Raw genomic sequence first — 22,710 nt, 5'->3', positions numbered from 1 at the left:
AACCATGATCGACCGCCTCGTCCACCACGCCGATGTGCTCTCCTTGGAGGGAGACTCCTACCGGGCTCAAAGACCGAGACATCGGCCGCACACCGGGCGCGGCAACCGGTTGAACAACTGGACACGGGGGTCAAAACTCACCGACCCCAAAGGGGTTCAGGTTCAGAGACCGCCGACAAAAACATCGGTGCGGGGGTAGGGCGAGTGGTCCGAGGCGTAGGTCCGACGTCGGTACCCTGGAGCGCATGTCTACTGCCCCGGTTCGCGTTCGTTTCGCCCCATCCCCGACCGGCATGTTCCATGTTGGTGGTGCACGGTCCGCTCTCTACAACTGGGCGGTGGCGCGACAGTCCGGCGGCAGGTTCGTGCTGCGGATCGAGGACACCGACGCGGCCCGGAACAAGCCGGAGTGGACCGAGGGCATCATCAGCGCGCTCGCGGCGATCGGCATCCATGGCGAGGACCCGGCCTTCGAGGGGCCGTACTTCCAGTCGCACAACGCCGACCGGCACCGGGAAGCGGCTCAGCAGCTCTTCGCGGCCGGCCGGGCGTACTACTGCGACTGCACCCGGGAGCAGCTGAAGGAGCGCACGGGGTCGGAGCACCTCGGGTACGACGGGTTCTGCCGGGACCGGGGGCTGGCCTTTGAGGAGAGGCGGGCGCTGCGGTTCCGGACGCCGGATGAGGGTGAGACCGTCGTGGTCGACCTGGTCCGCGGGGAGCCGGCGTTCCCGAACAGCGCGATCGAGGACTTCGTGATCGCCCGTGGCGACGGGTCCCCGGTATTTCTGATCGCCAACGTCGTGGATGACCTGGATAAGGGAATCACGCAGGTCATCCGGGGCGAGGAGCACCTGTCGAACACCCCGAAGCAGCAGCTGCTGTGGGAGGCGCTCGGAGCCAAGCCGCCCGTGTGGGCGCACCTGCCGGTGATCGTGAACGAGAAGCGGCAGAAGCTGTCCAAGCGCCGGGACAAGGTGGCGCTGGAGGGCTACCTCGCCGAGGGCTTCCTGCCCGAGGCGATGGTGAACTACCTCATGCTCCTCGGCTGGGGCCCGGGCGACGACCAGGAGATCCGGCCGTACGAGGAGCTGGAGCAGCTCTTCCGGATCGAGGACGTCAACACCGCGCCGGCCTTCTTCGACGTGAAGAAGCTGACGGCGTTCAACGGCGAGTACATCCGCGCCCTGTCACCGGAGCAGTTCGCCGCCGCCTGCGCGCCGTGGCTCGTCGCCCCGTACGCGCCGTGGCGGCCGGAGGCGTTCGACAAGGACGTCTTCGAGGCGGCGGCTTCCCTGGCCCAGACCCGGCTGGCGCTGCTTTCCGAGATCACCAGCTATGTGGACTTCCTGTTCCTCGACGAGCCGGTCGAGGACGAGGCGTCGTGGAACAAGGCGATGAAGGCGGGCGCCGGCGACATCCTGTCGGACGCCCGCGCCGAGCTGGCCGACGTCGCGGACTGGAAGGCGGACGACCTGAAGGCCGTCCTGCTCGCCGTCGGGGAGAAGCACGGGCTGAAGCTGGGCAAGGCCCAGGCACCCATCCGGGTCGCGGTCACCGGCCGGACGATCGGACTCCCGCTGTTCGAGTCCATGGAGTTGCTCGGCCGGGACCGCGTGCTGGCCCGTCTGGACGCCGCCAGCAAGAAGCTGGCCGCGCAGGCTTAGCCGCTGGTCAGGTGACCTGCGCCAGGAGGTTGCCCCAGGCGTCGCCGAAGTAGTTCAGGTCGAACCGGGCCAGGGCCTCGTACGCGGCCTTGGCCTCGGTGGGGCGTGTCTCCGCGCGCTGCCGGACCTGTGCCGGGAGGCGGCGGAGGTCCGGGACCGGCTGGCCGGCCAGCGCGGCGAGGTCGCCCAGGCCGGCCACCGGGCGGATGAGGCAGGGCAGGCCGAGGAGTAAAGCCTCGGCGGCGCCGCGGCTCCAGCCCTCCCGCATCCGCGGGAGGAAGACACCGACGTCACAGGCGCGCAGCAGACGCAGGTACCGCTCGCGCTCGACGTCGTAGTGCGCGCTGTCGAGGCCGATGGTGTTGCTGCCGCTGGTGATCACCCGCAGACCGGGAACGCCGGCCAGGGCTGCCGAGACCTCCTCGGTTCCCTTCCAGTGCACGGCCTTGCCCGCGTAGACGCCGATCACGTCGGGTGGCAGGCCGAACTCTGCGCGGCACTCGGCCCGGTCGTAACCGCGTGCCTGCTCCACCTCGGCCATGTCGAAGGCGTTGTAGATCACCTGTACGTTGCGGACGCCTCGGGCGCGAAGCTGGTCGGCCCAGTACGGGGCGACGCACACCACGGCGGCGCACTGCGGCAGAACGCGGAACAGCCTCTCCCAGAGCATGGCCTCGATGGGGGCGGAGTCGTGTTGGAGCGGTTCGTAGTGGTGCAGGAGGAACACCGTGCGGGCGCGCATCTCGGGTGTGAACAGCAGCAGGCTCAGGTCGTCCCACACGAAGGTGCCGGTGGTGCCGTGCAGCGCCCGTATGGAAGGGGCCAGGCGGGCGAGGTGGCGGAGCTTGCGCCAGCGGCGGACCCGGTAGGTCCGCTTGTGGTCCGGGACGGTGCGCCATTCCACGTCGTCGGCCGTCACCTCGTGGAGCATCCGTAGGTAGACCCGGCCGCCGGTCCGGCCGACCGGCTCCATCGAGTAGACGACCCGTTTCACGGACGTACCTCCTGTATGTGGTGGACGTACTCGGCGTGCAGTCGCGCATGCATGGTCTCCAGATGGGGGCCGAGGTCGCGGGCGGCGTTGGCGAGGGGGAGGTGGAAATCGCCCAGGGTCTGGAGGAACCGTCGGTGCCGGTCGAGGTTCGGGGACGCGGCGAGGTCGCGCAGGTTGTGCAGGCGGTCGGCGAGCCGGACAAGGAGGTCCTCGGGCGGGAGCGCGGCCTGCTTCGCGCGCCAGCGGGTCTCGTCGCCGACGGACTTCGTGCGCTGCTCGAGGCGGTGGTCGGCCGTCATGGCACGCAGGCGGGCGGTGAACGGGCCGCCGAGGTGATGGACGAGCAGTGCCTCCGACTCAGGGGCCACCTCCAAGGCGTCATGGAGAAGGGCGAGGAGGAGGGGCACCGGGCGGCGGACGCCGATCTCCGTTCGCAGGAGCCTGACGACGGCCAGCGGGTGCTCCAGGTAAGGGGTGCCCTGGTCGCGGGTGTGGCCGTCGTAGACCGTGAGGGCGAGGTCGGCGGCCACACGGGCGCGGGACTGCTCGTCCGGGCTCCACGCGGCGGCACCGAGCACGGTCAGGATGTGGTCGAGATCGATGGGGTCCATTCGCCTCACCTCGTACGAAGGGACGCGGCACGGGGATCGGGGACGTGGTCGGCGAGCAGCAAGGTGTCCCCGACGGCGAGGGCGTCGAGGCGCAGTTCCACCGCCGCTGCCACGGCCTGCTCAGCGGTCCGCAGGATCGGGGCGCCTTTGCGGTTGAAGGATGTGTTGAGCAGCAGGGGCAGTCCGGTGAGGTCGCGGAACTGCTCAAGGAGATCGCGCAGGCCCTGGTGGTCGGCGGCGACGGACTGGACGCGGGCGGTGCCGTCGTGGTGGGTGACCGCTGCGACTCGGTCGGCTCGGCACCGTCGGACCGTGGCGACGCGGTTCATGAAGGGGTCGCCCGCCGACATGAACCATTCCGTGGCGTGCTCGGCGAGGACGGCTGGCGCGAACGGGCGGTACGCGGCTCGCTTCTTGATCGCGTTGAGTCGGTCCCTCGTGGCGGCGGGACCGGGGTGGGCGAGGATCGAGCGATGGCCGAGGGCACGCGGCCCGAATTCGAGCTGTCCCTGCACCCAGCCGACGATGCGGTGCTCGGCGAGCAGTGCCGCCACTGTGGCTGGCAGTCCGAGCCCGAGGTGGGGCAAGGCGTGATAGCCGGGCGGCACCGTTGTCGTGGGCAGCGTGCCTGGGTTGGGTCCCCAGGCAGCGTCGGTGGGAACAGGCAGGCGGTCCTGCCCGAGCTGGTAGTGCCAGCCGTAGAGCGCGGCGCCCACGGCTGTGCCAGCGTCGTGCGGGGCGGGCGCGACGAAGAGGGTATCGAAGCCGCTGTCGGCGGCCAGCTGGCCGTTGAGGTGGGAGTTCAGTGCGCATCCGCCCGAGAACACCAACGCTGAGGCCCGAGTGAGTCGTTGCAGGTGGCGGGCGATGTGGACGACCGATTCGGCGAAGACCTCCTGGACGGCGGCGGCCAGGTCGGCACGCTTGTGTTCCGGCTGCTCCGCGACGTTGTCGGCGGTCCACGCCCGTCCATCCAGGAGCAGCGGTGTGCTGCTGTCCGCGGAACCCCACGGGTGGTCGATGCGGACCTCGCCCTCGTCGCCGAGCCGGACCAGTTCGCGGATGTGTGTTCCGTAGCGCTGAGGATCGCCGAAGGCCGCGAGCGCCATCATGCTGCCTTCGGGCTCGTCGCCGGGTGGGATCACCCGCCGGGCGAGGTTCCGGTAAAAGTGCCCGAGGGAGGAGTGGACCCGCCGGGGCCCGACCGGGCCCGGCACGATGGCGGGCATTCCCTGGTGGAGGCGGTCGATGCGATCGGACCACAGGTCGTACCCGGTGATGCGCTCGCGGCCCGGTCCGAAGTCGGAGCCCAGGGAAGAGCCGCCGGCGTCGATGACGAGGCCCGCGGCGTGCTCGTGCCCGGAGAGCAGGTAGCCGGAGAGCACGTGGGCCGTGTGGTGGGAGAGGAGGCGGAGGTGTTCGCCGAGCGGGGCGGGCAGGAGGGCGGCGAGTTCCTCCCGCTCCTCGGCCAGCCACCAGCCGGCCGCAGGGTTGGGACGCATGGAGGCGGCCCAGACGGCGTCCATGTCCTCCGGTTCGATGCCGGCGGCCTCCAGGCACCACTGGAGCGCGCGGGTCGGGGCGGTGAGCGTGCCCTTGCGGGTGGGGTGGTTGTGCTTGACGCCGCTCCAGCGCTCCTCTTCGGTGGCGTAGACGCGGCCGTCGACGACTAACGCGGCGGCCGTGTCGTGGTGGAAGTTCAGTCCGAGGACTGCGGGCATGGTGGTGTACCTCCCGATCAGACGATGAGGGCGGGGACGAGTGCGGCGCCGGAGTCGGTGTACTCGTGGCAGCGCAGGCAGAACCGGAAGTGGTGCCCCCGGGGCGCGAACACCTTGGCCGCGAAGTCCTCGTCCCAGATGCTGAACTCGCTGTCGTCCTTCGCCATGGCGTTGAAGCAGCGGTAGCAGGACCCGTCCATCTCGATCATCAGGTGCTGGTCGAGGTAACGGTCGCAGAGGCCACGCAGCTCGTTCGCGGGCTGGCCGACGTCGACGTGGTGCACGTGGTTGGTGACGTGGACGGCACCGTACTTCTCGCACAGCGCCCCGAGCTGCGTGAGCCGGGTGGCACTGATGCCTTCCAGGACACTGTTGACGACCACGGTCTTGCCTGCTTCGCGGAGGCGGGGCACGACGGCGTGCACCTCGTCGTAGTTCCCGTGCTCATCGTCGCAGCCGATGAGGATCTGGTCGTACGAGCGGAGGGTCGCCTCCATGATCGGCTGGTTGCGAGCCAGTGTGATGGCGTTCGTACCCAGGACCATGACCTTGTCCGGCAGTCGCGAGCGGGCGACGTCGCTGAGTGCCGGGAAGTCCCGGTGCACGGTGGGTTCGCCGCCGTTGATGTGCAGCTGCTGGAAGGGGACGGTCTCCAGCCGGGTCAGGATGGTGGAGAACAGATCCAGGGACATGTTCTCGCCCTGGGCACCGTCGGCGAAGATGCAGAAGTCGCAGTGCCGATTGCACTTCGTGGTGATCTTTACCTTGGCCGTTTTGAGGGTGCGGGGCACAGGCGCACGCGGGGGCATTGGCGAGACTCCTTGGGTCAGAGGTGGACGTCGTCGGGCGTGAGGCTGAGGAAGTCCTGGACGGTGGTCTTCTGCTGGTGCCAGCGCGCGAGGGTCGCGCGCAGGGTGCCGGCGGTGGTGGGTCCAGTGGGGATCAGCGCCGCCATCCGGGTGGCCAGCCGCTGGGCGGCAGTCGCCTCGTCTGCCGCGAGCACGGTCAGCATTTGCGCAGCGGAGCGGAGTTCCTTCGCCTCCCGCCGGATCAGGTACTCGGTCGCCATGCCTGGCGGCGGATCGAGGTAGTACAGCCAGCGGGCGACGCGTACACGGAGCATGCCGGACGTCATCACCCAGTCAGTACGAGCGTGCTCCTGCCCCTGGCCGTCTGGGCGGCCCCCGTCAGGAACGCGGCGCATGGCCGCCTCCAGAGCTACATGGGCCGCGCGGAGCAGGTGGCGCGGGCTCCGCGGTCGGACATCGGCGCGGTTCTCTGAGTGCCGGAGGAACAGCTCGGCGTATCCGTCCAGTCCCTCCGGCCGCCACTGGGTGAGGGCCGCCGTCTTTCCGGGGCAGCGGGTCCGGGTCGCGAGTGCGGCGGCGGCGAACCAGCACGGGGCGAGGTAGTGCCACGCCACGCAGTGGCGTCGGTACGCGGCGATGTCCTCGACCACGTTGTCCGTGCTGTCCGCGGCCAGCTGATATCGGCCGCCCATCCGAGCCTGGAGGATCCTCCGGTAGAACCGCTCATCGACCTCGCACCAGGGCGCCATCTGGGCCCGGGACTTCCAGCGTTGGAAGTCCCGCGCGCTGCCGCTGATCAGTGACCAGGTCGCGAGTTCGGGCGCGGAGACGAGTCTCCCGTCCGTCTCGGTCACGGTGAAAGCGAAGCCGGGCGGGTGCTCCAGGAGACGTCGATGGAAGACTTCCCGGTCGACTGCGGCGGTGTGTGCGGCGGCCAGGCGGTGGTTCCACTCTTCCCAGTCCGCAGGTGCCTGGCGCAGGATGACGCGTACGTCGATGTCGGAGTGCGGAGCCAGCAGGTCGGCCGGCTGCCACTTGTGGGTGAGCATCACAGCCCCGACGCCGTGAGCGTCCAGCTCGCCTTCGTACAGAACGCCGAGTCCCTGGTAGAGAGGCGGCGCGTCGACCACGACCATCACCGCTCCCCGGTGGAGGCGCGGGCGCAGGAGGGGCCAGCCGCCCCCGTGGGGAGGACGGGCAGCAGGGGCAGGACCGGGGTGCCTTCAGGGCGCTCCATCCGGTCCCAGCGCAGGTCGTAGTCGACATAGTGGAAGCCCTGCCAGGCGTCGTTGGTGTTGCGGTCGAGCATGGCCTGGAAGAGGTGAGCGAAGGCGTCGCCGAGGGTGCCGCCGGCGAGGTGGGGCTTCAGGGGGATGTCGCGGTTGTGCAGGATGCAGGGTCGCGCTACTCCGGTGGGCGTGATCTTGATCCGGTTGGCGTCGGAGCAGGTGGCACAGCTGGAGTTGGAGATGAAGCCGATCGACCCTGCCCACCCGTCGGGACGAAGGTACTGACCGGGGCTGCGGACGCCCAGCTGGTCCCGGGGGACTTCGCCGGCGTCAGCGAACCACTCGTGGAGACGGTCGCGGACCTCTGCCTCGGTAATGAACTCGGTGTCGAAGAGCGCTTGGGCGGGGCCGATGTTCTGGAGTTCGATCAGGCGGACGGCGACGGGCAGGTCGCGGGCGAGTTCGGCCACGGCGAAGGCGTCGTCCAGGGAGGTGCGCTGAAGAACGCAGTTGATCTTCACTCGCAGGCCGAGGGAGAGGGCGGCGTCGAGGGTGCTCCGGGTGGTGCGCGGGTCGCCCCCGCCCATGATCGCGGCGGACCGCGCCGGGTCGAGGCTGTGGAGGCTGAGGTTGAGGTAGGTCAGGCCGGCGTCGTGGAGCTGTTCGACGCACAGCCCCCGGCGCAGGTTGCCGTGGCTGGTCATGCCGATCGCGGCGTCGGGCCCGAGGCCGTCGGCGAGCCCCGCGATGACGTCGAGGATGTCGGCTCGGAGGGTCGGTTCACCGCCGGAGCAGTGCGCCTTCCTGATCTCCCAGGCCCCGGCCTCGGTGGCGATGGCCGCGTAGTCGGAGGCGGTCAGGGGCCGGTCCTTGTGCCCGTAGTCCGGCATGCACCGGGGCTTGCAGAACACGCAGTCCAGGTTGCACAGCGAGTTCAGGGTGAAGGCCAGGTAGGGGTGGTTGCGGCCTGCGGCGGCGAAGGCGGCGGCCAGGTCGTCGTGGTCTGCGGTGGGCATTGGTCAGCCTCCTACGAGCGGAGAGCGGGTGGCGGGCGCCTCGGCCAGGCCGTTGAGGGGCTGGCCCGAGAGGTAGCGGTGCAGGTTGTCGGCGAAGAACGCGACCGCCTCGTTCATGTACGCGCGGCAGAACACCGAGCTTTTCGGGGTGAGTACGACCCGGGGGTGGAGCCGCAGCGGATGGCGGGCGGGCAGCGGTTTCGGATCGAACACGTCCAGGGCCGCGCCGCGCAGGTGGCCGGTGTCGAGGGAGGCCAGGAGGGCCGAATGGTCGACGGTTGCCGAGCGGCCGAGGTTGAGGAAGAGAGAGCGGGGTTTGCACGCCGAGAAGAGGTTGTGGTCGAAGTAGCGATCCGTCGCCGGGGTCGCGGGCAGCAGATTGACCACTACGTCGGCGATGGACACCGCCTGGTGCACTGCCGTCGTGTGCACCCATGTGATCCCGCCCTCGGAAGCCGCAGGTGGTGTCCGGCGCACTCCGATGACGTTCATGCCGAAGGCCCGAGCGGCCTGGGTGAGGTGGCGTCCTACGCTGCCGCAGCCGACGATGGTCATCGTCGCCCCGGCCAGGTCGAAGAACTCCTCGGCCAAGTCGTCCTTCCACCAGGCACGGTTCCGCTGGACGCGCTGGCTGGTGAACAGCCCGCGGGAGAAGCCCAGGACCAGGCCCATGGCGTGCTCGGCCATGGGCCTGCCGTGGAAGCCGTAGGAGCGGGTCAGGGCCACCCCGACGGAGTGCGCCTCGGCGACCGGCAGATGGTCGGTGCCGGCGGACGGGGAAGCGATCCACTTCAGATGTGGCGCGGCGAACAGCCACGAGGGGGCGAATCGCCACCCGAAGTAGACGTGTGCGTCAGCCAACTGGTGCGGCACGGCCTCCTCGGTCGCCCTGCGGAACTTGAGGCCGGGGAAGGCGGCGGACAGCGCACGCTCGTGCTCGGAGGACAGCCGCCAGAAGGAGTGCGGGGACTCCAGACTGATCAGCACCACCGGCTGTCTCATCGCAGGCGGCCCTCCGCGGTGGCTGACCGCGCCAGCGTCCAAGGGGCGATGCGGTCCATGACGGAACCGACGCTGGCCTCGTAGTCGTGGCGGGAGCGCACCAGGGCCGCCCCGGCGCTCCGGAGCCGATCGCGTTCTCGGGGCAGGACGGTCAGGGCCCGGTGCAGGGCGGAGGCCAGGGACCTGGGGTCTTGCGGTGCGGCCGTGAAGCCGGTCTCGCCGTCGATGACGGTCTGTGCCAGGCCGCCGGCCGTGGTCGCGACCACCGGGCCCGCACCGGCTGCGAACGCCTCCAGGGGTATCCGGCCGAAGGGTTCCTCGCGAGAGGGAACGATGACAGCGCGCAGGGCCGGGCTGTGCAGCCAGGCACGGATCGCGGGGGTGAAGCGATTGATCAGAGTCGCGTCCAGGCCGTGCGCGCGGATGTGTGCCGCCAGGTCCTGCTGGTACGAGGAGAGATGCTGGTGTTTCTCCGAGGTAACGGCAGCCAGCATCAGGTGAGGAACGGGGACACCGCGTTCCTTCAGCAGGCGCAACGCCTCCAGGAGATCTTCGAAGCCTTTCGTCGGGACTGCGCGGCCCATGGCGAGAAGGAACCCGGCGCGGGCCTTGAAAGGCAGCGGCAGAGCCGTGGCCGGCCTGACCATCTCCTCACGGATCAGCCCGTTAGGGATGCTCACGATGCTCGACCGAGGGACGGCGTAGTTGACGACGAGGTGGCCTCGCATGTGGGAGGAGATAGCCCCGACGCGCGCACCTCGGAGTGTCGCCGCCCGCAGGGCGTCCCGCTCCCAGCGGACGCGGGAGACGTCCTTAGGCCGCGTCAGCGCGGTCGTGGAGCGGGGCACGAGCAGCAGGTCCGTGGTCGGCGACGTGTAGGGCGCGAGCCCGAGGAACGGGATGTCGAGGCCGACGAGGAGGCACCGGCCCGCCCGCGCGGCGATGCGGATGGCCGCCTCGCCAGCCAGGTCGCACAGCTGAACCGAGCCGCGGACCGAGTCCGGCGGCGCGTTGACCTTCGGGATCGTGATGACCTCGGCTGCGGCCTGTCGCAGCATCTGCCGCACCTCGCCGGCCCACCGCTGATCGTGCGCTCTCGCGCTCTCGGGCACGTGCGGCGTGATCACTGAGAGGCGGCCTGCCGGCAGGAGCCGGGCCAGTGCCGTGAGGAAGGCGCGGTTGCTGAAGCCGGTGCCCGACTCCGCGCCGTAGAAGCCCTCGTGGAGAGCGACGACGACCCTGGGCTGGCGATCGGCCTCCGGTACAGCCGTGGGTGAGGGTGGGGCAGTCGCATGGTCGATGCGCACTGTGTGGTGCCTCCTTGGAGGACGGGCTTGGGCAGGCATGGACATCAGGCGCCTGCGGACGAAGAGCGCGGCCTGTGGGCGAGCCGGCACCAGGCACGAGAGCCGTGGGTGCCAGTGGTCAGCGACCAGGCGTCGGCCAAGGCATCGACGATGACCAGTCCCCGTCCTGATTCGGCCTGCTCTTCAGGAGCGGTAGGAGTAGCAGGCGCGGGTCGGGAACAGCCGCCGTCGGTGACGGTGATCTCGACCTCCAGGCCGCCACTGGCCAGACTCCTGCGGTCGACGCACAGAACCAACGGCGGACTGCCCGAGACGAAGGCGTTCGTCGCGAGCTCCGACCCGATCAGGCGGGCATCGGCAAGTACGTCCGTCTCAGTGCCACGCAGTGCCAGCGTCACGGCGTCCCGGGCGACCTCGGCCGCTTTCGGTCCGTACGGCAGATCCGTGATCAGGGTGGTCGTGCCGTCTCCAGCGACAAGCCCGCTTCTGGGGGCGGAGGTTGGTCGTCCGGCGTCACGGTCCAGCACACCGCCCGGTCGACCTGGGGAGGTGCTCGTTTGCTGTCTCAAGGCCCACCTCTTTCTCCGTCGGCTCGGAAGACGGGCGCCTCCGCCGGGATCCAAGAACACACCAGAGGGACGGTCAGACAGGACCCGATCAGTGGGTCAACTCGGTCAACTTCCATGCGACGGTGGTGAATCGCCCGTCCAGGGGCATCACCATGGGGCCCGTGAAGTGATGGACGAACCACTGGAGCGAAGGGCGGTCGCACGTGGCACCGCAGACAGGCGAGCCCAATGTCGTACTGGCGGGGTGCCTCGACGAACTCGGGTGGAGCCCGAAGGCGCTCGCTCGCAAGCTCAACCGGGTCTTCGGCGCGGGGACGGTGGCCGAGTCGGCGCCGTACCACTGGCGGGACGCCGGCTCCCTGCCGCGCTCGCCATTGCCGATGATGGCCGCCTACGTGCTCTCCCAGGAGCTGGGTAGGAATGTCTCGGTGGCCGAACTGTGGCAGGGCCGTGTGGGCGACTCGTCAGCGCTGGTCCCCGCGGACACGGATCTCGCGCGGCCTTGGACCGCGCAGGGCATGGAGGCGATCGTGGAGGACTGGGTGATGGGAGGGCTCGTCGACCGTCGCCGGTTCCTCGCGATCTCGGGCGCGGGACTCCTCGCGATCGTCGCCCAGTACCTCGACGGTACCGCGGGACGCGGTCAGTACACGCCCCGAATGACGTCGTCGCTCGGCACCGACCCGCTCGTGGACCAGGTCGAGCAGCACCTTCCCATGCTCCAGTTGCTCGACGACGAGCACGGAGGGGCACGTCATCTGCCTTACGTCGGAGCACAGTTCCGGGCTGTCGGGCTGCTGATTCGCGAAGGCCGCCACTCTCCAGCTGTCGCGAGCCGTCTGATCCGCGCGCTCGCGGAGATCGGCCAGCTGGCCGGCTGGATGGCCTTCGACGCGGCCGATCACGGACTGGCGCAGCGCTACTTCGTCACGGCGCTCCGGGCCGCGCATCAGGTAAACGATCTTCCCCTGTGCGCCCATATCCTGGGCGACCTCTCCTTCCAGGCGGCGAGTCGAGGACACCCCGCGGACGCCATCGCTCTCGGAGAGGCCGCCCGCCGTGCGAGTGACGCCGCCCCGCTGGCCGTCCGGGCGTCCGTCCTGTCCCGGCTTGCCTACGCGTACGCCGCCGCCGGCCGTGACAACGACTTCGCCCACACTCGTGGCGCTGCCCGCGAACTGATCGCAAGGCGGGACGGCGGACAAGAAGAGCCCCGCTGGATGTATTTCCTTACCGACAACCACCTGGACTGTCAGGCCGGTTACGGCCTCATCCAGATGGGTCGTGCACAGCAGAAGACGGAGAGCGGAAAGAAGAGCCGCCGCTTCCTCGCCCAAGGGACCGAGATGCTGAGATCCGGGGCGTACGACGTCCCGCGCGGCGACCCCAGCCAGCGCCGAGCCATGTTCGAGGGAGCCTGGCTGGCCCTGGGACACAGCGCGCACGGAGACCTGGAGGCAGCCTGCGAGATCGGTCAGATCGCCGCCGACCGCCTTGATGCCGTCCGCTCGCCTCGCAGCGCGGCGCTGCTCCACCAGCTTGCCGCCGACCTCCGCCGCCGACAGCGCAACCCTCACGTGCGCGGCTTCCTGCCAGCCTTGGAGAACGCCCTCGCCCAACACGCCCCATCAACGCAACCCGGCCGTTAGGGTCAGGTTCATGACCGCAGGGGAGCGCGTTGTCATTGTCGGGGCTGGGGTGGCTGGGCTCACCACGGCCGTCGTTCTCGCCGAGGCCGGGGCTTCGGTATACGTGATCGCCGAGCAGGTGCCTGGTGTCACGTCGCTGGCGGCCGGGGCGATGTGGGGGCTTTACCTGGTCGAGCCGAAGGACAAGGTCGACCAGTGGGGACAACAGTCCTTGGAGATCTTCCGGGAGCTGGCCCAGGACCCGACGACGGGCGTTCGGCTCACCAGTGGCATCGAGGCGTCCCGTACGGCCGAAGCCGCGCCGGACTGGGCCACCACTTTGCCGGGTTTCCGACCGTGCGAGCGGGCCGAACTCCCGGCCGGGTTCACCGCGGGCTACCGGTTCAGCGTGCCACTGATCGACATGCCCACCTACCTCGACTACCTCCTGCGCCGGCTCCGCGATGCCCGGGGTGTGGTCGAGCGGCGACGGCTGACTTCGCTATCGGACGTCGGTCCGGCTTCGGTGATCGTCAACTGCGCGGGCCTTGGCGCACGCGACCTGGTTCCGGACCCTGGCCTCCGGCCCATCCGCGGCCAGCACGTCGTCGTGACCAACCCCGGGCTGACCGAGTTCTTCTCCGAGGACGCCGGTCTCTCGCCCAATCTGCTGTGCTTCTATCCTCACGGCGACACCGTCGTCCTGGGCGGCACAGCGATCGACGGCGAGGGCGATCTGGCCCCCGATGACAAGGCGGCGGCCGGTATCTTCGCCCGCTGTGCCGAGGTCGAGCCCCGACTCGCCCAGGCCCGTGTCCTGGAGCACCGGGTCGGCGCTCGACCGACCCGCGCCAGGGTCCGTGTGGAGGAAGAGGTGGGGGAGGACGGCACCGTGGTCGTGCACAACTACGGGCACGGAGGTGCTGGCGTCACGCTGTCGTGGGGGTGCGCCGAGGAGACTCGGGATTTGCTGTCGATCGCGTGATCTGCACGTGGAGGAATAGACGTTGCGACGTCCGCAGCGCGGGATCGCTCAGGGCGCCCCGACACGCTTGTAGCCGAACCACAACCGGCCACCGGTCTGCCCGAGCACCTCGTCCACGACGGCCTCGAGGGTCTCGACTCTCCCGTCCAGTACCTCCTGTAGGCCGTGGTGGAGGCGTGTGCTGACCCCTGGCGCGGTTGTCTCAAGGCGGCGTGCCAGCCACTTCCCACCGCCATCCCACGAACCGCCAACGGCCAGTGCCAGCTCACCGGTGCGTCGCACCAGTTCGGTCGCGATGAACAGCCGCTCGCTCTGGTCGTCGCTTCCCGCGAGGTCGTCGAGGAGGTCGGTGATCGCGTAGCGGCGGTCGTCGATCTCTTCCGACGACACCGGGGGTGGTCCGGCGGCGGTCAGCTTCCGGGCCTGTGCGGCGAGGCGGGCTCCGAGTCCGTCGGTGTCGAAGAGCAGCAGCCCGTCGGCACACATCCACAGCAGCGGTGACCGGCGCTTGCGCAGCTCCCTTTCGACGTAGGCGTGCCACGTCGCCTCGGTGTGAACGAACATCTCCACTGGCCAGTCGGCGTACTGGAGGCTCGCCCGGTAGGGGGCTGGGGCGCCGTGGAGCAGGACCACGACGTCGAGGTCCGAAGTGGCCGTTCGGCGGCCGGTCACGACGCTGCCGCCCAGGAACGCGGCTCGTGCTTCGGGGTGATGTTCCTCTACGACAGCGCGTGCGGCCTCGATCGCATCCATGCGGCAACTATCAGCACTGTCCCCGCCGCGCGCACGCTCTTTCTCTGTGCGACTGCGATGTCTCGCCCTCTGCGTCTCAGTTCGCCGGGGGCAGACAGCGAAGATCCACGAATGACTGGCCAATGCGGCAGCGGCATGTGAACCTGGACGACCTTCTCGCGAAGCACCCAGGTCAGAGAGGTGATTGTCTGTGACTGCGGCGCCCCAGGGGCCCGGATTTTCCACCACTGTTGAGGCCCTGCGGCTGCGCGAGTGGCTGCTCGGTCCGGGCCAGGCCACGCTCGTGATAGATCAGTTCTCCGCCGACGACTTCCACCTGGTCGTGGACGACCGCGCGGACGTACACGTCAATTCGAAGGACGGTCGCTTCTACCTTGGATGGTTCCCGCTCGGGCGCCCTGGCACCGACGGCGAGGGATGGAAGATCGCCGTCACCGGTACGGCCAAGGTGCGCGGCTACCAGATGTCCTTCGACACCGAGACGCCGGCCGATGTCGTCGCCGCCGCTGTTGCTCACGTACTGGAGACGTCCCAGCAGTTGTGACTGCCAGAGGCTCCAGCCCCTCGGGCACCCTCGACGTCCGCGCTAGCGGCATCAAAATCACCAAGCTCTTGGAGGGGTACCTGCATCCCGACTTCCCGATCGGCCCACCCAGCCCGACGAACGTCCCGTCCGCGTACTGGGTCGGTCCACGGCACCTGGCCGGTGACGACGGGCGTCTGTACGACGCTGTCGCCGATACGCTCGCCGGCCTCGGCTGGACGAGCCTGACGATCGTCCGCGGGCGCCAGCAGCCGGACGAGGCGCTGGAGGACCGACAGGTCCTGCGCAGCACCGTCCTGCACATCAGTCCCGACTCCCTGCGGTGGGCGCAGTGGGTCTTGCCGGACGAGCCGTTCCACCTGGGGAACCTGCCGATCGCCTGGCAGGTGTCCGCTCGTTCGGACCCGAGCAGCCCGCTCGCCCAGTGGTTGGCCTACTTCACCCCCGATGTGCCGGGAGAGGTCCTCGGCACCTTCCTCGACGCGCTCGACGCCCGCGATCAGCCGGCCATGCCGCTCGGTGGCCCCGAGGTGGTCCTCGACGCGGTTACGGCGCACGGGTGGCTGCGTGACGTAGACCAGCCCGGCACGGGAGCGGTGGACCCGACGTTCGCCTCCCACGTCCGCCTCGGCGAGGTGCCGCCCCTCATCCAGGATGGCGAGCCACTCGCGCTGGTGGCTGAGGCGGACGAGGCGGCCATGGCTGGGTGGCAGGCGTGGGCGGAGCCGGTGCTCGGAGCGGGCTACCTGTGGGCGGCGTCCTTCGGCCCCAGCGTGCCGCACGACCTCGTCGCCGCCTTCGCCGATTCCCTCAGTTCCAGCGCACCGGTGCTGCGTCGGGTGGTGCCGGAGAGCACCCATGACCGGCTCCTGCGCGCTCCAGCCGGCTGAGGGCCATCCAACACATAGAAGCCGGGCCTCCCCTCGGGGAGGCCCGGCTTCATGCTGCTGTGCCCTGGTCGGCGTCCTCGTGCGTCACGGTCTGAGGTTGTTGAGAGCGGTCCGCCTCCATGCCTGGTGCTTCGTTCGGCGTGACGAGTCCTACCGGCTATCGCATGGGACGCACACGCCTCTGTGTCAGATGCCGGATCGGTCTTTGGAGTCGGTCACCAGCGCGTTGGGTACGTATCGGCGCGGGGTCCAGGGTCAGAAGGCGTAGGGGGTGAAGGGGCGGATTGGGTCGACGATGAGCCCGAGGAGGTGATCGAGCTCGGCTCGCTCGTCCTCATTCATGAGCTCGACGACGTTGCCGAGCCTCTTCACGGCGAGCCGCTCCCAGAACGGGGCCAGAAACTGGTCGAGGGCATCCGGAGCTTCGTCCATCGTGCGCCGGTAGTCCTCGTAGCGCTTGTGCTGCGTCCTAGCCTCTGCGAAATCGTCGCGAGTGACCTTGCGGATGAGGCTCTGCTCGTCCTTGCTGAACGGGCGCCCGTCGAGGTGGTACCACTTGCCGGTCTCTAGCCGGCGCTCGACGTCCGTGTCGCAGAGCAGGACGACGATCTCCGGTCGTGCTTGGGTGTTGGGCATGCGGGAGTTCCTCCTGGGAGTGGGCGGGTGAGACATAAATGGTCCGGAGAACCGCCGGTTTGCCCAACCGGCGATCGTCGGCTATGTTGCGTCGCTTTCCGGTCAGCGGCGGCGGCCGGAATAGTTCGCGGTGTCCTGCCTCAGCGGCGTGTTGGGCACTGAGGGCTTCTGGCGGTGACTGCCTTGGGCGAGTGCCTCGTGGGAGCTTTCGGGTAGGGCGGGCAGGTGGGCGCTGCGGCGCAGGCGCCAGACGAGGACGTCGCTGATGGAGGTGGCGGTGCCGAGCTCGCGCCGCCGGGCAGCGTCAGCCAGCAGAGCTGCCGGGTCGTGGCCAGCCCTCCGGGCGTCGTCGAGGGTGGTGGCCAGTGCGGACCAACCGTCCTCGGCCCGGATCCGTTCTGCCAGCTCCGGTAGCACGTGGCGAACAAGGTCGGCCTGCCGCTGCCGGACGCGCGGGGCCAGGCGCTGGCCTCGCTGGCCCAGTGCGGCCATGGGCTCCCCCGCGGCGGCCTGGTAGGCGGCGCGCAGATGCTCGGCGGTTTGTCGGGCGGCTGCGGCCTGCTGGCTGTGGTGCTTCTTCGCGTGCCAGTTCGCGGTGGCGATGGCGAGGAAGAAGGCCATGTCGATGAGCATCGCGGTGGTGGCGCCGTCTTCGCCGCGACCGAGGGCTGGGCCGCTGTGGACGAGGTCGCGGGCGGCCTGGCGCAGGGCGCGGTCATGCCCGCGTACGGCCCTCACGTGGGAGCGGCTGGCCCGCTCGAATGCGAAGGCCGCTTCGCGGAGTTCAGCGCGGGTGTGGGCGGCGGAGGTCTTGGCGAGCGCGTCCAGGACTTCACCCGCTGCGGCGATCTGGGCAGCTGCCGCGCCGTCATCACCGTGATCGATGATCATGAGGGCCTGCCAGGTGGCGGCGGAGGCTCGGCGCCGCGCGAACGCGGGACCGGTCACGTCCGGCAGGACCGGCTGCTCCCGCCCTGAGCCGTCCGCCGAAGCGGCCTCCGCGGGCAGCGCCCAGCGTTCACGGATGCGGGGCAGGGACAGATCGGGCGCGAGCGTGGAGCCCGCGTAGAACACCGGCTCCTTCTCACCGTTGCGGTCGTCGGGCAGGGCGACCTTGTAGCCGAGCAGGTCGCCGGAGGGCGCGACGCGCTTGCGGATCAGCAGGCCGGCGGCGGCCAGGCGGTCGAAGAACTCCTCCGTGGAGGTGGTGCCGGCGACGGCGCGGCGTACGGTCTCGCGCAGTTCCTCACGCGCGGTGCGCTTGCGGTCTTCCCGTTGGGCTTTGTGGCGTTCGGCGCTGGTGGGCCGCTGGGCGGCGGTGCCGTCGCCGGCGTGGAGGCGGCGCAGCCCGTAGTCGTTCTCGATCTTGCGGGCTTCGGCCTGGGAGCGTTTGCCGTCCTGGCGAAGGCGGGCCTGGCGGCCGTCCTCGCGGACGATGGTGGCGATGATGTGGATGTGGTCGTCGGCGTGCCGGACGGCCGCCCAGCGGCAGGCGGCGTCGTCGCCGTCGGGGGCGATACCGGTGGCGGCGACCATCCTGCGGGCTATCTCGCCCCACTGCTCGTCCGACAGGACCGGGTCCTCGGGGGTGGCGCGTACCGACAGGTGCCACACGTGCTCGGCGGGCCGCCGGCTCTCGGGCATGGCCATGACCGGCTGGTCGAGCAGCCGCTGGAGATCGCCGTACGTGGCGTCGGGGTCTCGGCCGGGATCGGGGGCAAGGCCGTCCCAGGCGGCCACCAGGTGCGGGTCGATGTGCTCCTCGTGCGTGCCGGGCCCGTACAGGTAGTGGAGCAGGCCGATGGTGCGCCTGCCCCTGGTGTGGACGCGCGGGATCACGCAGCCGCCTGGTTTTCCAGGTGCTGCTGGGTGAAGGCGTCGACTCGCTTGGCGGCACGCTGGACGGCGGCGAGGACGGCCGCGGCCTGCGGGGCGTCGGCTCCGGAGTTCAGCGCTTTGGCTACCTGGTTGAGGTTGTTGCCGATCTGCCCGAGGTGCCGCCGCAGCGCGAACAGCTCCTGCAGCATCTCTTTCTCACCCGCGATGTCCGCCGCGGTGCGGTTGAGGTCGCGGGCAGCGTTGAGAGCCGCGCGGGCAAGGAACCCGGCGACGCTCATATGGCACTCGGCGGCTGCGCGGACGAGGAGTTGGTACTCGTCGTCGTTCATGCGGCAGCTGGGCTGGCGCACGCGTTTCTTCTCGTCGCGCAGACGCTCACGCTGCTGCACACGGGGCTTCGACGGAGCAGCGTGAGCGCAGTCGGTGCTGTGGCACGTGCGCGGTTCCTCCCTCTCAGGATGCGATCCGCCCTCGGTCGCATCCTCAACGATCGGCGCCCCCCGGTGCCGATCCGCTCCTGCCACTCCCGGGGCGGGAGAGGCAGGAGCATTGCTCCCGACGGGAGCGATGCTCCTGCACCAACTTGCTCCCGACGAGGCAGGGGCGGTCGGCAGGGATTTCTCGTGGGGTATGGAGTCTTCGTGGCGCGGTGTGTGCATGAGGCCCTTCGGGTCGGGGGCTGGTTGGGAGTGCTGGCGCTGGGGGGATCAGCGGAGCGGATCGCCAGCTGTGGGCTTGAGCTGGGCCTTGAACTCGCGGATTACTCGTCCGACACCGTCGCTGGACACGGTGTAACCGGCGGCGCGCAGGGCATCCTCGACCCGGTCGCGTCCGACGCTGCCGGTCTCCTCGTGAATACGGCGGGCATGATTGAGGATGACCTCGTCGGAGGCGCGGGCTTTGCCGGCGTCACGTTTCTTCCGGGCAGCCGCCTTCCGCTCGTGTCTGTCCGACATGCTGCCCGCGCTGTTGCCCGTGGGCGCCAGACCGTCTTCGGCTTCTGCCCGTGCGGGCAGCCCGGGCACCGGGCGGGCAGGCTGCGGGCGGGCAGCCGGAGGCGCCTCGTCGTCGCCCGGGTCTGATGGGTGTGGGCGGGCAGCGTCCTCTGTCCGAGGCAGTTGTGTCGTGCGGCCGGCGCGCGGGCTGCTGCGCCCGGATTCCCGGGCGGGGGTGGAGGCCGGGGCCTCCCAGCGTGGCGGCAGTGTGACGGAGGCAAGGCCGATGGCCTGCTTGCGGGTGGCGAGCTTGCGCAGCAGCTCGTCCTGGAGCGGGTCACCGTCGACGTCGGCCCGCTCCAGGGCCTCGTGTAGGCGTTCCGTCAGGCGCCGTTGCTGTCGCTTGCCGCGCTGTCGGTCGGTCATCGACTCGGCGCGCAGGATGAGGGCGACGGCTTCGCTCAGCGCGCGCTCGCGGATTAGGCGGGTTGCATCGGCGTCCTGGTCGGCGATGCCGAGGCGAGCCAGGAGTCGTTCGCGGGCCTGGCGGACGAGGACGGCGGCAAGGCTGCGTGAGGCGGCGTCGGGGGTGCGGTGGCGCAGCTCGATGCCCATGGCGAGGTGCCACAGCATCGCGGCCATGACGGGGCCGACGAAGGCGCGCACGGTGCCGCCGACCAGCCCGGACTCGGCGTAGGCGGGCAGGATCTGGACTGCGGTGATGATCCACGTGAGGGTGCCGGGCAGGCCGGGTGCCTGCTTCGGGCCGTTGAGGTTCTGCCGGGCCATCAGGGCCGTAGCGAAGAGGGCCAGCTCTGCGGCGGCGAACATTGCGACGCGCTCTGCGGTGCCGTCCATGTCGAGGTAGTCGGCGGCGAACCGCCAGCTGGTGTCCGCGCTGTAGGCGGTGCAGCCGAGGGCGGCCAGAGCTGCGACTGGCACTGCGATGGTCCCTCGCCGGCGGTTGCTGCGAGGCGCCCGGCGGTGCTGCCGGTGGATCAGCCAACCGGCGAGCGGGCCGAGCAACACGGGGGAGATGAGGAGTGCAACGGTCACCGGGGAGGTGGCCCCATCGGGGACGAGCGGCGTGTCGCTGTTCCGAGCCAGGGGAGCGAGGGCGAGAGGAGGCAGGAGGGGCTCCAAGACGTGGGGGAGAGTAGGACGAAGGGGCCGTGCGCTGAGCGGCTCCCTGAGGCGAGAGGCCGGCGCGGGCCGTGATTGGGGTGAGAGCGGCCGGTACGCGACGAAGGCCAGGGAAGGTGGTGCTGGGCGGGGTCAGGCGACGGGCGTGATGCGGCGTCGTCGGTCGGGTCCTTCGAGGATGACGCGGTCGGTCATCTCGGCGAGGCGGGAGGCGACGCGGTCACCGAGGGTGGCGCGCAGCTGCTCCATGGGAAGGTTGGTGGTGATGAGGGTTGGGAGCATGTGCTCGTACCGGTGGTTGATGAGCCGGTAGGTCAGCTCCTCCGTCCATTCGCTGGCCTTGGCCGCGCCGAGGTCGTCCAGGAACAGCAGTGGGCAGCGCGCAAGGGTGTGCAGGTCACGCTCGGCGTCGTGGCCGGCGCGCGGGCGCAGGCGCGCGTGAAGGTCGGCGGTGGTGGTCGCTTCCCAGCGCAGACGGACCCCTCGGGCGAGCAGGGTGCGGATGGCGCCGTACGCCTGGTGGGTCTTGCCGGTGCCCGTGGGGCCGGCGATCAGCAGCGACGGGCCTTCGGCGATGCCCGGCCCGCCGGGGCCGGGGCGTCCGGCGCGGGCGATTTCGCTGGCCCAGGCGGTGACCCTCGGATGGTCGGCCAGGGCTCGGCGGTAGCGGGCGGGGATCCTGGCGTCGGCCAGTTCCAGCGCGGTGACGGGCTCGGCGTGCTCTTCTTCGACGTTGGCGGTGGCGAGGTCGATGCCGCGACTGGCAAGGATGCCGTTGAGCCGGTCGGCGAGCGGGCCGACCCGGTGGGGCTCGCGGGTGAGTGTGGCGGTCAGAGGTCACCTCCGTAAGCGGCTTCGACATCGGCGGGGTTTGTCCACGCCCTGTGGACGATCGGCTCGGTGGGGGCCGCGTTCATGGCCTCGTGCACGAGGCTCGGCAGAGTGCTGGGGTGCAGGCCCTTGGCACGGTGCCGTTCCAGGCCGGCTCGGACGTGGGCTGGGGCGATGTCTTCGCCGAGCAGCTTGCGCACCTCGTGACCGAGATGGCCCAGGACGTCCTTGGGCGGACGGTGTGCGCATGCGGCGGCGTACTCGGCGATGAGTTGCTTGGCCGAGACGGCGTGGGGTGCGGGGGCGCTGGCGCCCCCCGAAGGGGTATCTCCTAGATCCATGATCCTAGGTCCTAGATCCGGGCCGTGAGGCGCCACCGCTCCCTCACTGAGCCCTTTCGGCTGCCTCACGGAGGGCTCAAGGAAATCGCTCTGACCTGGTGCTTCGTCATCGGTGGCTGACTTCACCTCAGGCTCGCGTATTCGCCCGGAGCCCTCACCGAGTGCTCCGTGAGGCTGCGGTGCGGTCTCCGTGATGCCGACTCCCGTAGCCGGCGCGTCGGCGCCGGGCGCGGTGCGAGTCAGCGCGTCGTGGTGCGGGCAGGTGGGGAGGCGGCTCGCGCTGGGGCGGTTGATCTTCTGATGCTGCCGCCAGGTGACGATGTGCAGGTAGCGCTTGTCGCCCGGGCCTTTGTAGCGGCATATCAGGCCGGCGTCGGCAAGCTGGGCGAGGTCCTGTTCGACGTCGCCAGGCGCGTGTTCCGGACGCAGGACCCATAGTTGTCCGGCGATGATCGCGGCGTGGTCGCGGTGGCGGCCCTGGTCGTCAGCCTGGGTGAGCAGGCCGAAGAAGGTGCGCTCGGCGGTCAGGGAGACGGCGGCCAGGGACTCGGAGACGAAGGCTTCCGGCTTGATGGTGCGGATTCGTGCCAAGGGGGCAGGTCCTCACTCGGTGACTGGTGGGCTGGTAGCCCACGGTTCACCGTCGGGCGGGGTGGGGCGGGTGTGAAGGAGCTCGGAACGTCTGGCCGTTGACGCTGGGGCGTCGATGGCCGCTCGCGCTAACCGGGGTGTCGTCAACATAGCCACACCCTGGTCGCGCAAGTCCAGCCCTATCCGGTGCAATCTCTCACGGCAGAAATGCCGCTGAGAATTGAGTCGGCGAGGGGGTGCGAAAACGGTAGGGCACGATCGGCGGTTGACCAAATAGTTGCCCCGCATCCCGAGCCAGGAGGATCACATCGACAAGCCGTTGACGTCCTGCGGGCGACGAAGCTACAACACAACACCCCACGTCAGAGAGGCTCTCTGACGGTGGGGCGTGTTCAGGAGGCTGGCCCTGCGCAGCGCCCCGAGCGCCTCGCTCACCGATTGAGCGCGGCGCAACATAGCCGACGATCGCCGGTTAACCAAACCGGCGAATGCGCGCTACAACTGGAGCCATGGCAGCACGATCTCTGGAAATAGAGCCCGCAAGAATGCGGGCGACTCGAACTATCGAAACTTTCCGCGTCGAACGCGGCCTCGGACGGCGTCAACTCGCTGAGCGATGTTCAGCTTTGGGCCGCCCCATGTCCAACACGATGCATTCCCGCATCGGAC

The 22,710-nt window shown here is 69.9% G+C and carries 21 protein-coding genes; 5 read left to right on the top strand and 16 right to left on the bottom strand.

The genetic code is table 11. The annotated features are described in order from the left end of the window. Positions 1-293: 293 nt before the first annotated feature. On the top strand, positions 294-1,667 hold the full coding sequence (gltX, locus tag SZN_RS05240; protein ID WP_244313296.1) for a glutamate--tRNA ligase: 1,374 nt from the start codon (positions 294-296) through the stop codon (positions 1,665-1,667). 7 nt (positions 1,668-1,674) lie between these two features. Here gltX and SZN_RS05235 read toward each other — a convergent pair whose 3' ends face one another. From SZN_RS05235 to SZN_RS38225, 9 genes are read right to left on the bottom strand one after another with little or no spacing between them, the layout of a single operon-like run. Continuing rightward, positions 1,675-2,661 carry a glycosyltransferase gene (locus tag SZN_RS05235; protein WP_007492085.1) on the bottom strand — a complete coding sequence of 329 codons (987 nt, stop codon included), beginning with the start codon at positions 2,659-2,661 and terminating at the stop codon, positions 1,675-1,677. Further along, positions 2,658-3,272 carry an HD domain-containing protein gene (locus SZN_RS05230; RefSeq protein ID WP_007492084.1) on the bottom strand — a complete coding sequence of 205 codons (615 nt, stop codon included), beginning with the start codon at positions 3,270-3,272 and terminating at the stop codon, positions 2,658-2,660. Before SZN_RS05230 ends, SZN_RS05235 begins: the two co-directional genes overlap by 4 nt. A gap of 5 nt (positions 3,273-3,277) precedes the next feature. After that, positions 3,278-4,993: a carbamoyltransferase C-terminal domain-containing protein gene (locus SZN_RS05225; protein WP_007492083.1), complete on the bottom strand. Its 1,716-nt coding sequence runs from the start codon at positions 4,991-4,993 to the stop codon at positions 3,278-3,280. A 17-nt stretch (positions 4,994-5,010) separates the two neighbouring features. Further along, positions 5,011-5,802 carry a radical SAM protein gene (locus tag SZN_RS05220; RefSeq protein ID WP_007492082.1) on the bottom strand — a complete coding sequence of 264 codons (792 nt, stop codon included), beginning with the start codon at positions 5,800-5,802 and terminating at the stop codon, positions 5,011-5,013. Between the two features lie 17 nt (positions 5,803-5,819). Further along, a complete protein-coding gene (locus SZN_RS05215; protein ID WP_007492081.1) occupies positions 5,820-6,938 on the bottom strand; it encodes a hypothetical protein in 1,119 nt (372 codons plus the stop codon). Beyond that, positions 6,938-8,047 (bottom strand): radical SAM protein, encoded by a 1,110-nt coding sequence (locus SZN_RS05210; protein WP_007492079.1) that lies wholly within the window; start codon positions 8,045-8,047, stop codon positions 6,938-6,940. The genes SZN_RS05215 and SZN_RS05210 overlap by 1 nt, the downstream gene beginning before the upstream one ends. 3 nt (positions 8,048-8,050) lie before the next feature. Further along, positions 8,051-9,049, bottom strand: coding sequence for a D-2-hydroxyacid dehydrogenase (locus SZN_RS05205; protein WP_007492077.1), 999 nt, complete (start codon positions 9,047-9,049; stop codon positions 8,051-8,053). Further along, positions 9,046-10,356: a glycosyltransferase family 4 protein gene (locus tag SZN_RS05200; protein WP_007492076.1), complete on the bottom strand. Its 1,311-nt coding sequence runs from the start codon at positions 10,354-10,356 to the stop codon at positions 9,046-9,048. The genes SZN_RS05205 and SZN_RS05200 overlap by 4 nt, the downstream gene beginning before the upstream one ends. A gap of 44 nt (positions 10,357-10,400) precedes the next feature. Further along, positions 10,401-10,883: an ATP-binding protein gene (locus tag SZN_RS38225; protein WP_244313295.1), complete on the bottom strand. Its 483-nt coding sequence runs from the start codon at positions 10,881-10,883 to the stop codon at positions 10,401-10,403. Between the two features lie 245 nt (positions 10,884-11,128). On the opposite strand from SZN_RS38225, the gene SZN_RS05195 reads away from it, so the two are divergent. Together SZN_RS05195 and SZN_RS05190 are read left to right on the top strand one after the other, a co-directional pair. Next, on the top strand, positions 11,129-12,574 hold the full coding sequence (locus SZN_RS05195; RefSeq protein ID WP_007492069.1) for an NsdA family TPR-like regulatory protein: 1,446 nt from the start codon (positions 11,129-11,131) through the stop codon (positions 12,572-12,574). Between the two features lie 10 nt (positions 12,575-12,584). Beyond that, a complete protein-coding gene (locus SZN_RS05190) occupies positions 12,585-13,538 on the top strand; it encodes an FAD-dependent oxidoreductase (protein ID WP_007492067.1) in 954 nt (317 codons plus the stop codon). 48 nt (positions 13,539-13,586) lie between these two features. On the opposite strand, the gene SZN_RS05185 is transcribed toward SZN_RS05190, so the two are convergent. Further along, positions 13,587-14,291 carry a nucleotidyltransferase domain-containing protein gene (locus SZN_RS05185; RefSeq protein WP_007492065.1) on the bottom strand — a complete coding sequence of 235 codons (705 nt, stop codon included), beginning with the start codon at positions 14,289-14,291 and terminating at the stop codon, positions 13,587-13,589. A gap of 190 nt (positions 14,292-14,481) precedes the next feature. Here SZN_RS05185 and SZN_RS05180 point away from each other — a divergent pair, with 190 nt between their 5' ends. Together SZN_RS05180 and SZN_RS05175 are read left to right on the top strand one after the other, a co-directional pair. Continuing rightward, positions 14,482-14,835, top strand: a complete 354-nt coding sequence (locus SZN_RS05180) for an SPDY domain-containing protein (RefSeq protein ID WP_007492063.1) — start codon at positions 14,482-14,484, stop codon at positions 14,833-14,835. 68 nt (positions 14,836-14,903) lie between these two features. Next, positions 14,904-15,725 carry an SPDY domain-containing protein gene (locus SZN_RS05175; protein ID WP_043728393.1) on the top strand — a complete coding sequence of 274 codons (822 nt, stop codon included), beginning with the start codon at positions 14,904-14,906 and terminating at the stop codon, positions 15,723-15,725. A gap of 255 nt (positions 15,726-15,980) precedes the next feature. On the opposite strand, the gene SZN_RS05170 is transcribed toward SZN_RS05175, so the two are convergent. From SZN_RS05170 to SZN_RS05145, 6 genes are all read right to left on the bottom strand, one after another. Beyond that, positions 15,981-16,361: a hypothetical protein gene (locus tag SZN_RS05170; RefSeq protein WP_007492059.1), complete on the bottom strand. Its 381-nt coding sequence runs from the start codon at positions 16,359-16,361 to the stop codon at positions 15,981-15,983. A 102-nt stretch (positions 16,362-16,463) separates the two neighbouring features. Further along, the gene (locus SZN_RS05165; protein WP_007492057.1) at positions 16,464-18,200 is read right to left on the bottom strand and encodes a relaxase/mobilization nuclease domain-containing protein; all 1,737 of its coding nucleotides are present in this window, start codon (positions 18,198-18,200) and stop codon (positions 16,464-16,466) included. Then, a complete protein-coding gene (locus SZN_RS42315) occupies positions 18,197-18,589 on the bottom strand; it encodes a plasmid mobilization protein (protein WP_007492055.1) in 393 nt (130 codons plus the stop codon). The genes SZN_RS05165 and SZN_RS42315 overlap by 4 nt, the downstream gene beginning before the upstream one ends. 318 nt (positions 18,590-18,907) lie before the next feature. Continuing rightward, positions 18,908-20,242, bottom strand: a complete 1,335-nt coding sequence (locus SZN_RS05155; protein ID WP_425274417.1) for a hypothetical protein — start codon at positions 20,240-20,242, stop codon at positions 18,908-18,910. A 168-nt stretch (positions 20,243-20,410) separates the two neighbouring features. Then, positions 20,411-21,112: an ATP-binding protein gene (locus SZN_RS38215; protein ID WP_078508451.1), complete on the bottom strand. Its 702-nt coding sequence runs from the start codon at positions 21,110-21,112 to the stop codon at positions 20,411-20,413. Beyond that, complete coding sequence (locus SZN_RS05145) at positions 21,109-22,041, bottom strand: hypothetical protein (protein WP_007492048.1); 933 nt, start codon at positions 22,039-22,041, stop codon at positions 21,109-21,111. The genes SZN_RS38215 and SZN_RS05145 overlap by 4 nt, the downstream gene beginning before the upstream one ends. Positions 22,042-22,710: the final 669 nt, after the last annotated feature.

The sequence above is a fragment of the Streptomyces zinciresistens K42 genome (assembly GCF_000225525.1).
Classification (GTDB): Bacteria; Actinomycetota; Actinomycetes; order Streptomycetales; family Streptomycetaceae; genus Streptomyces; species Streptomyces zinciresistens.
Note: the sequence above shows the minus strand (reverse complement) of the source record. Positions and strands in the feature narration are given on the sequence as shown.

Bases quoted from the DNA above. Each gene is read 5' to 3' on its own strand.
- SZN_RS05215 (WP_007492081.1), bottom strand. From the start codon at position 6,938: ATGGTCGTGGTCGACGCGCCGCCTCTCTACCAGGGACTCGGCGTTCTG.
- SZN_RS05170 (WP_007492059.1), bottom strand. From the start codon at position 16,361: ATGCCCAACACCCAAGCACGACCGGAGATCGTCGTCCTGCTCTGCGAC.
- SZN_RS05205 (WP_007492077.1), bottom strand. From the start codon at position 9,049: ATGAGACAGCCGGTGGTGCTGATCAGTCTGGAGTCCCCGCACTCCTTC.
- SZN_RS05225 (WP_007492083.1), bottom strand. From the start codon at position 4,993: ATGCCCGCAGTCCTCGGACTGAACTTCCACCACGACACGGCCGCCGCG.
- SZN_RS05190 (WP_007492067.1), top strand. From the start codon at position 12,585: ATGACCGCAGGGGAGCGCGTTGTCATTGTCGGGGCTGGGGTGGCTGGG.
- gltX (WP_244313296.1), top strand. From the start codon at position 294: ATGTTCCATGTTGGTGGTGCACGGTCCGCTCTCTACAACTGGGCGGTG.
- SZN_RS05220 (WP_007492082.1), bottom strand. From the start codon at position 5,802: ATGCCCCCGCGTGCGCCTGTGCCCCGCACCCTCAAAACGGCCAAGGTA.
- SZN_RS05230 (WP_007492084.1), bottom strand. From the start codon at position 3,272: ATGGACCCCATCGATCTCGACCACATCCTGACCGTGCTCGGTGCCGCC.
- SZN_RS05210 (WP_007492079.1), bottom strand. From the start codon at position 8,047: ATGCCCACCGCAGACCACGACGACCTGGCCGCCGCCTTCGCCGCCGCA.
- SZN_RS05185 (WP_007492065.1), bottom strand. From the start codon at position 14,291: ATGGATGCGATCGAGGCCGCACGCGCTGTCGTAGAGGAACATCACCCC.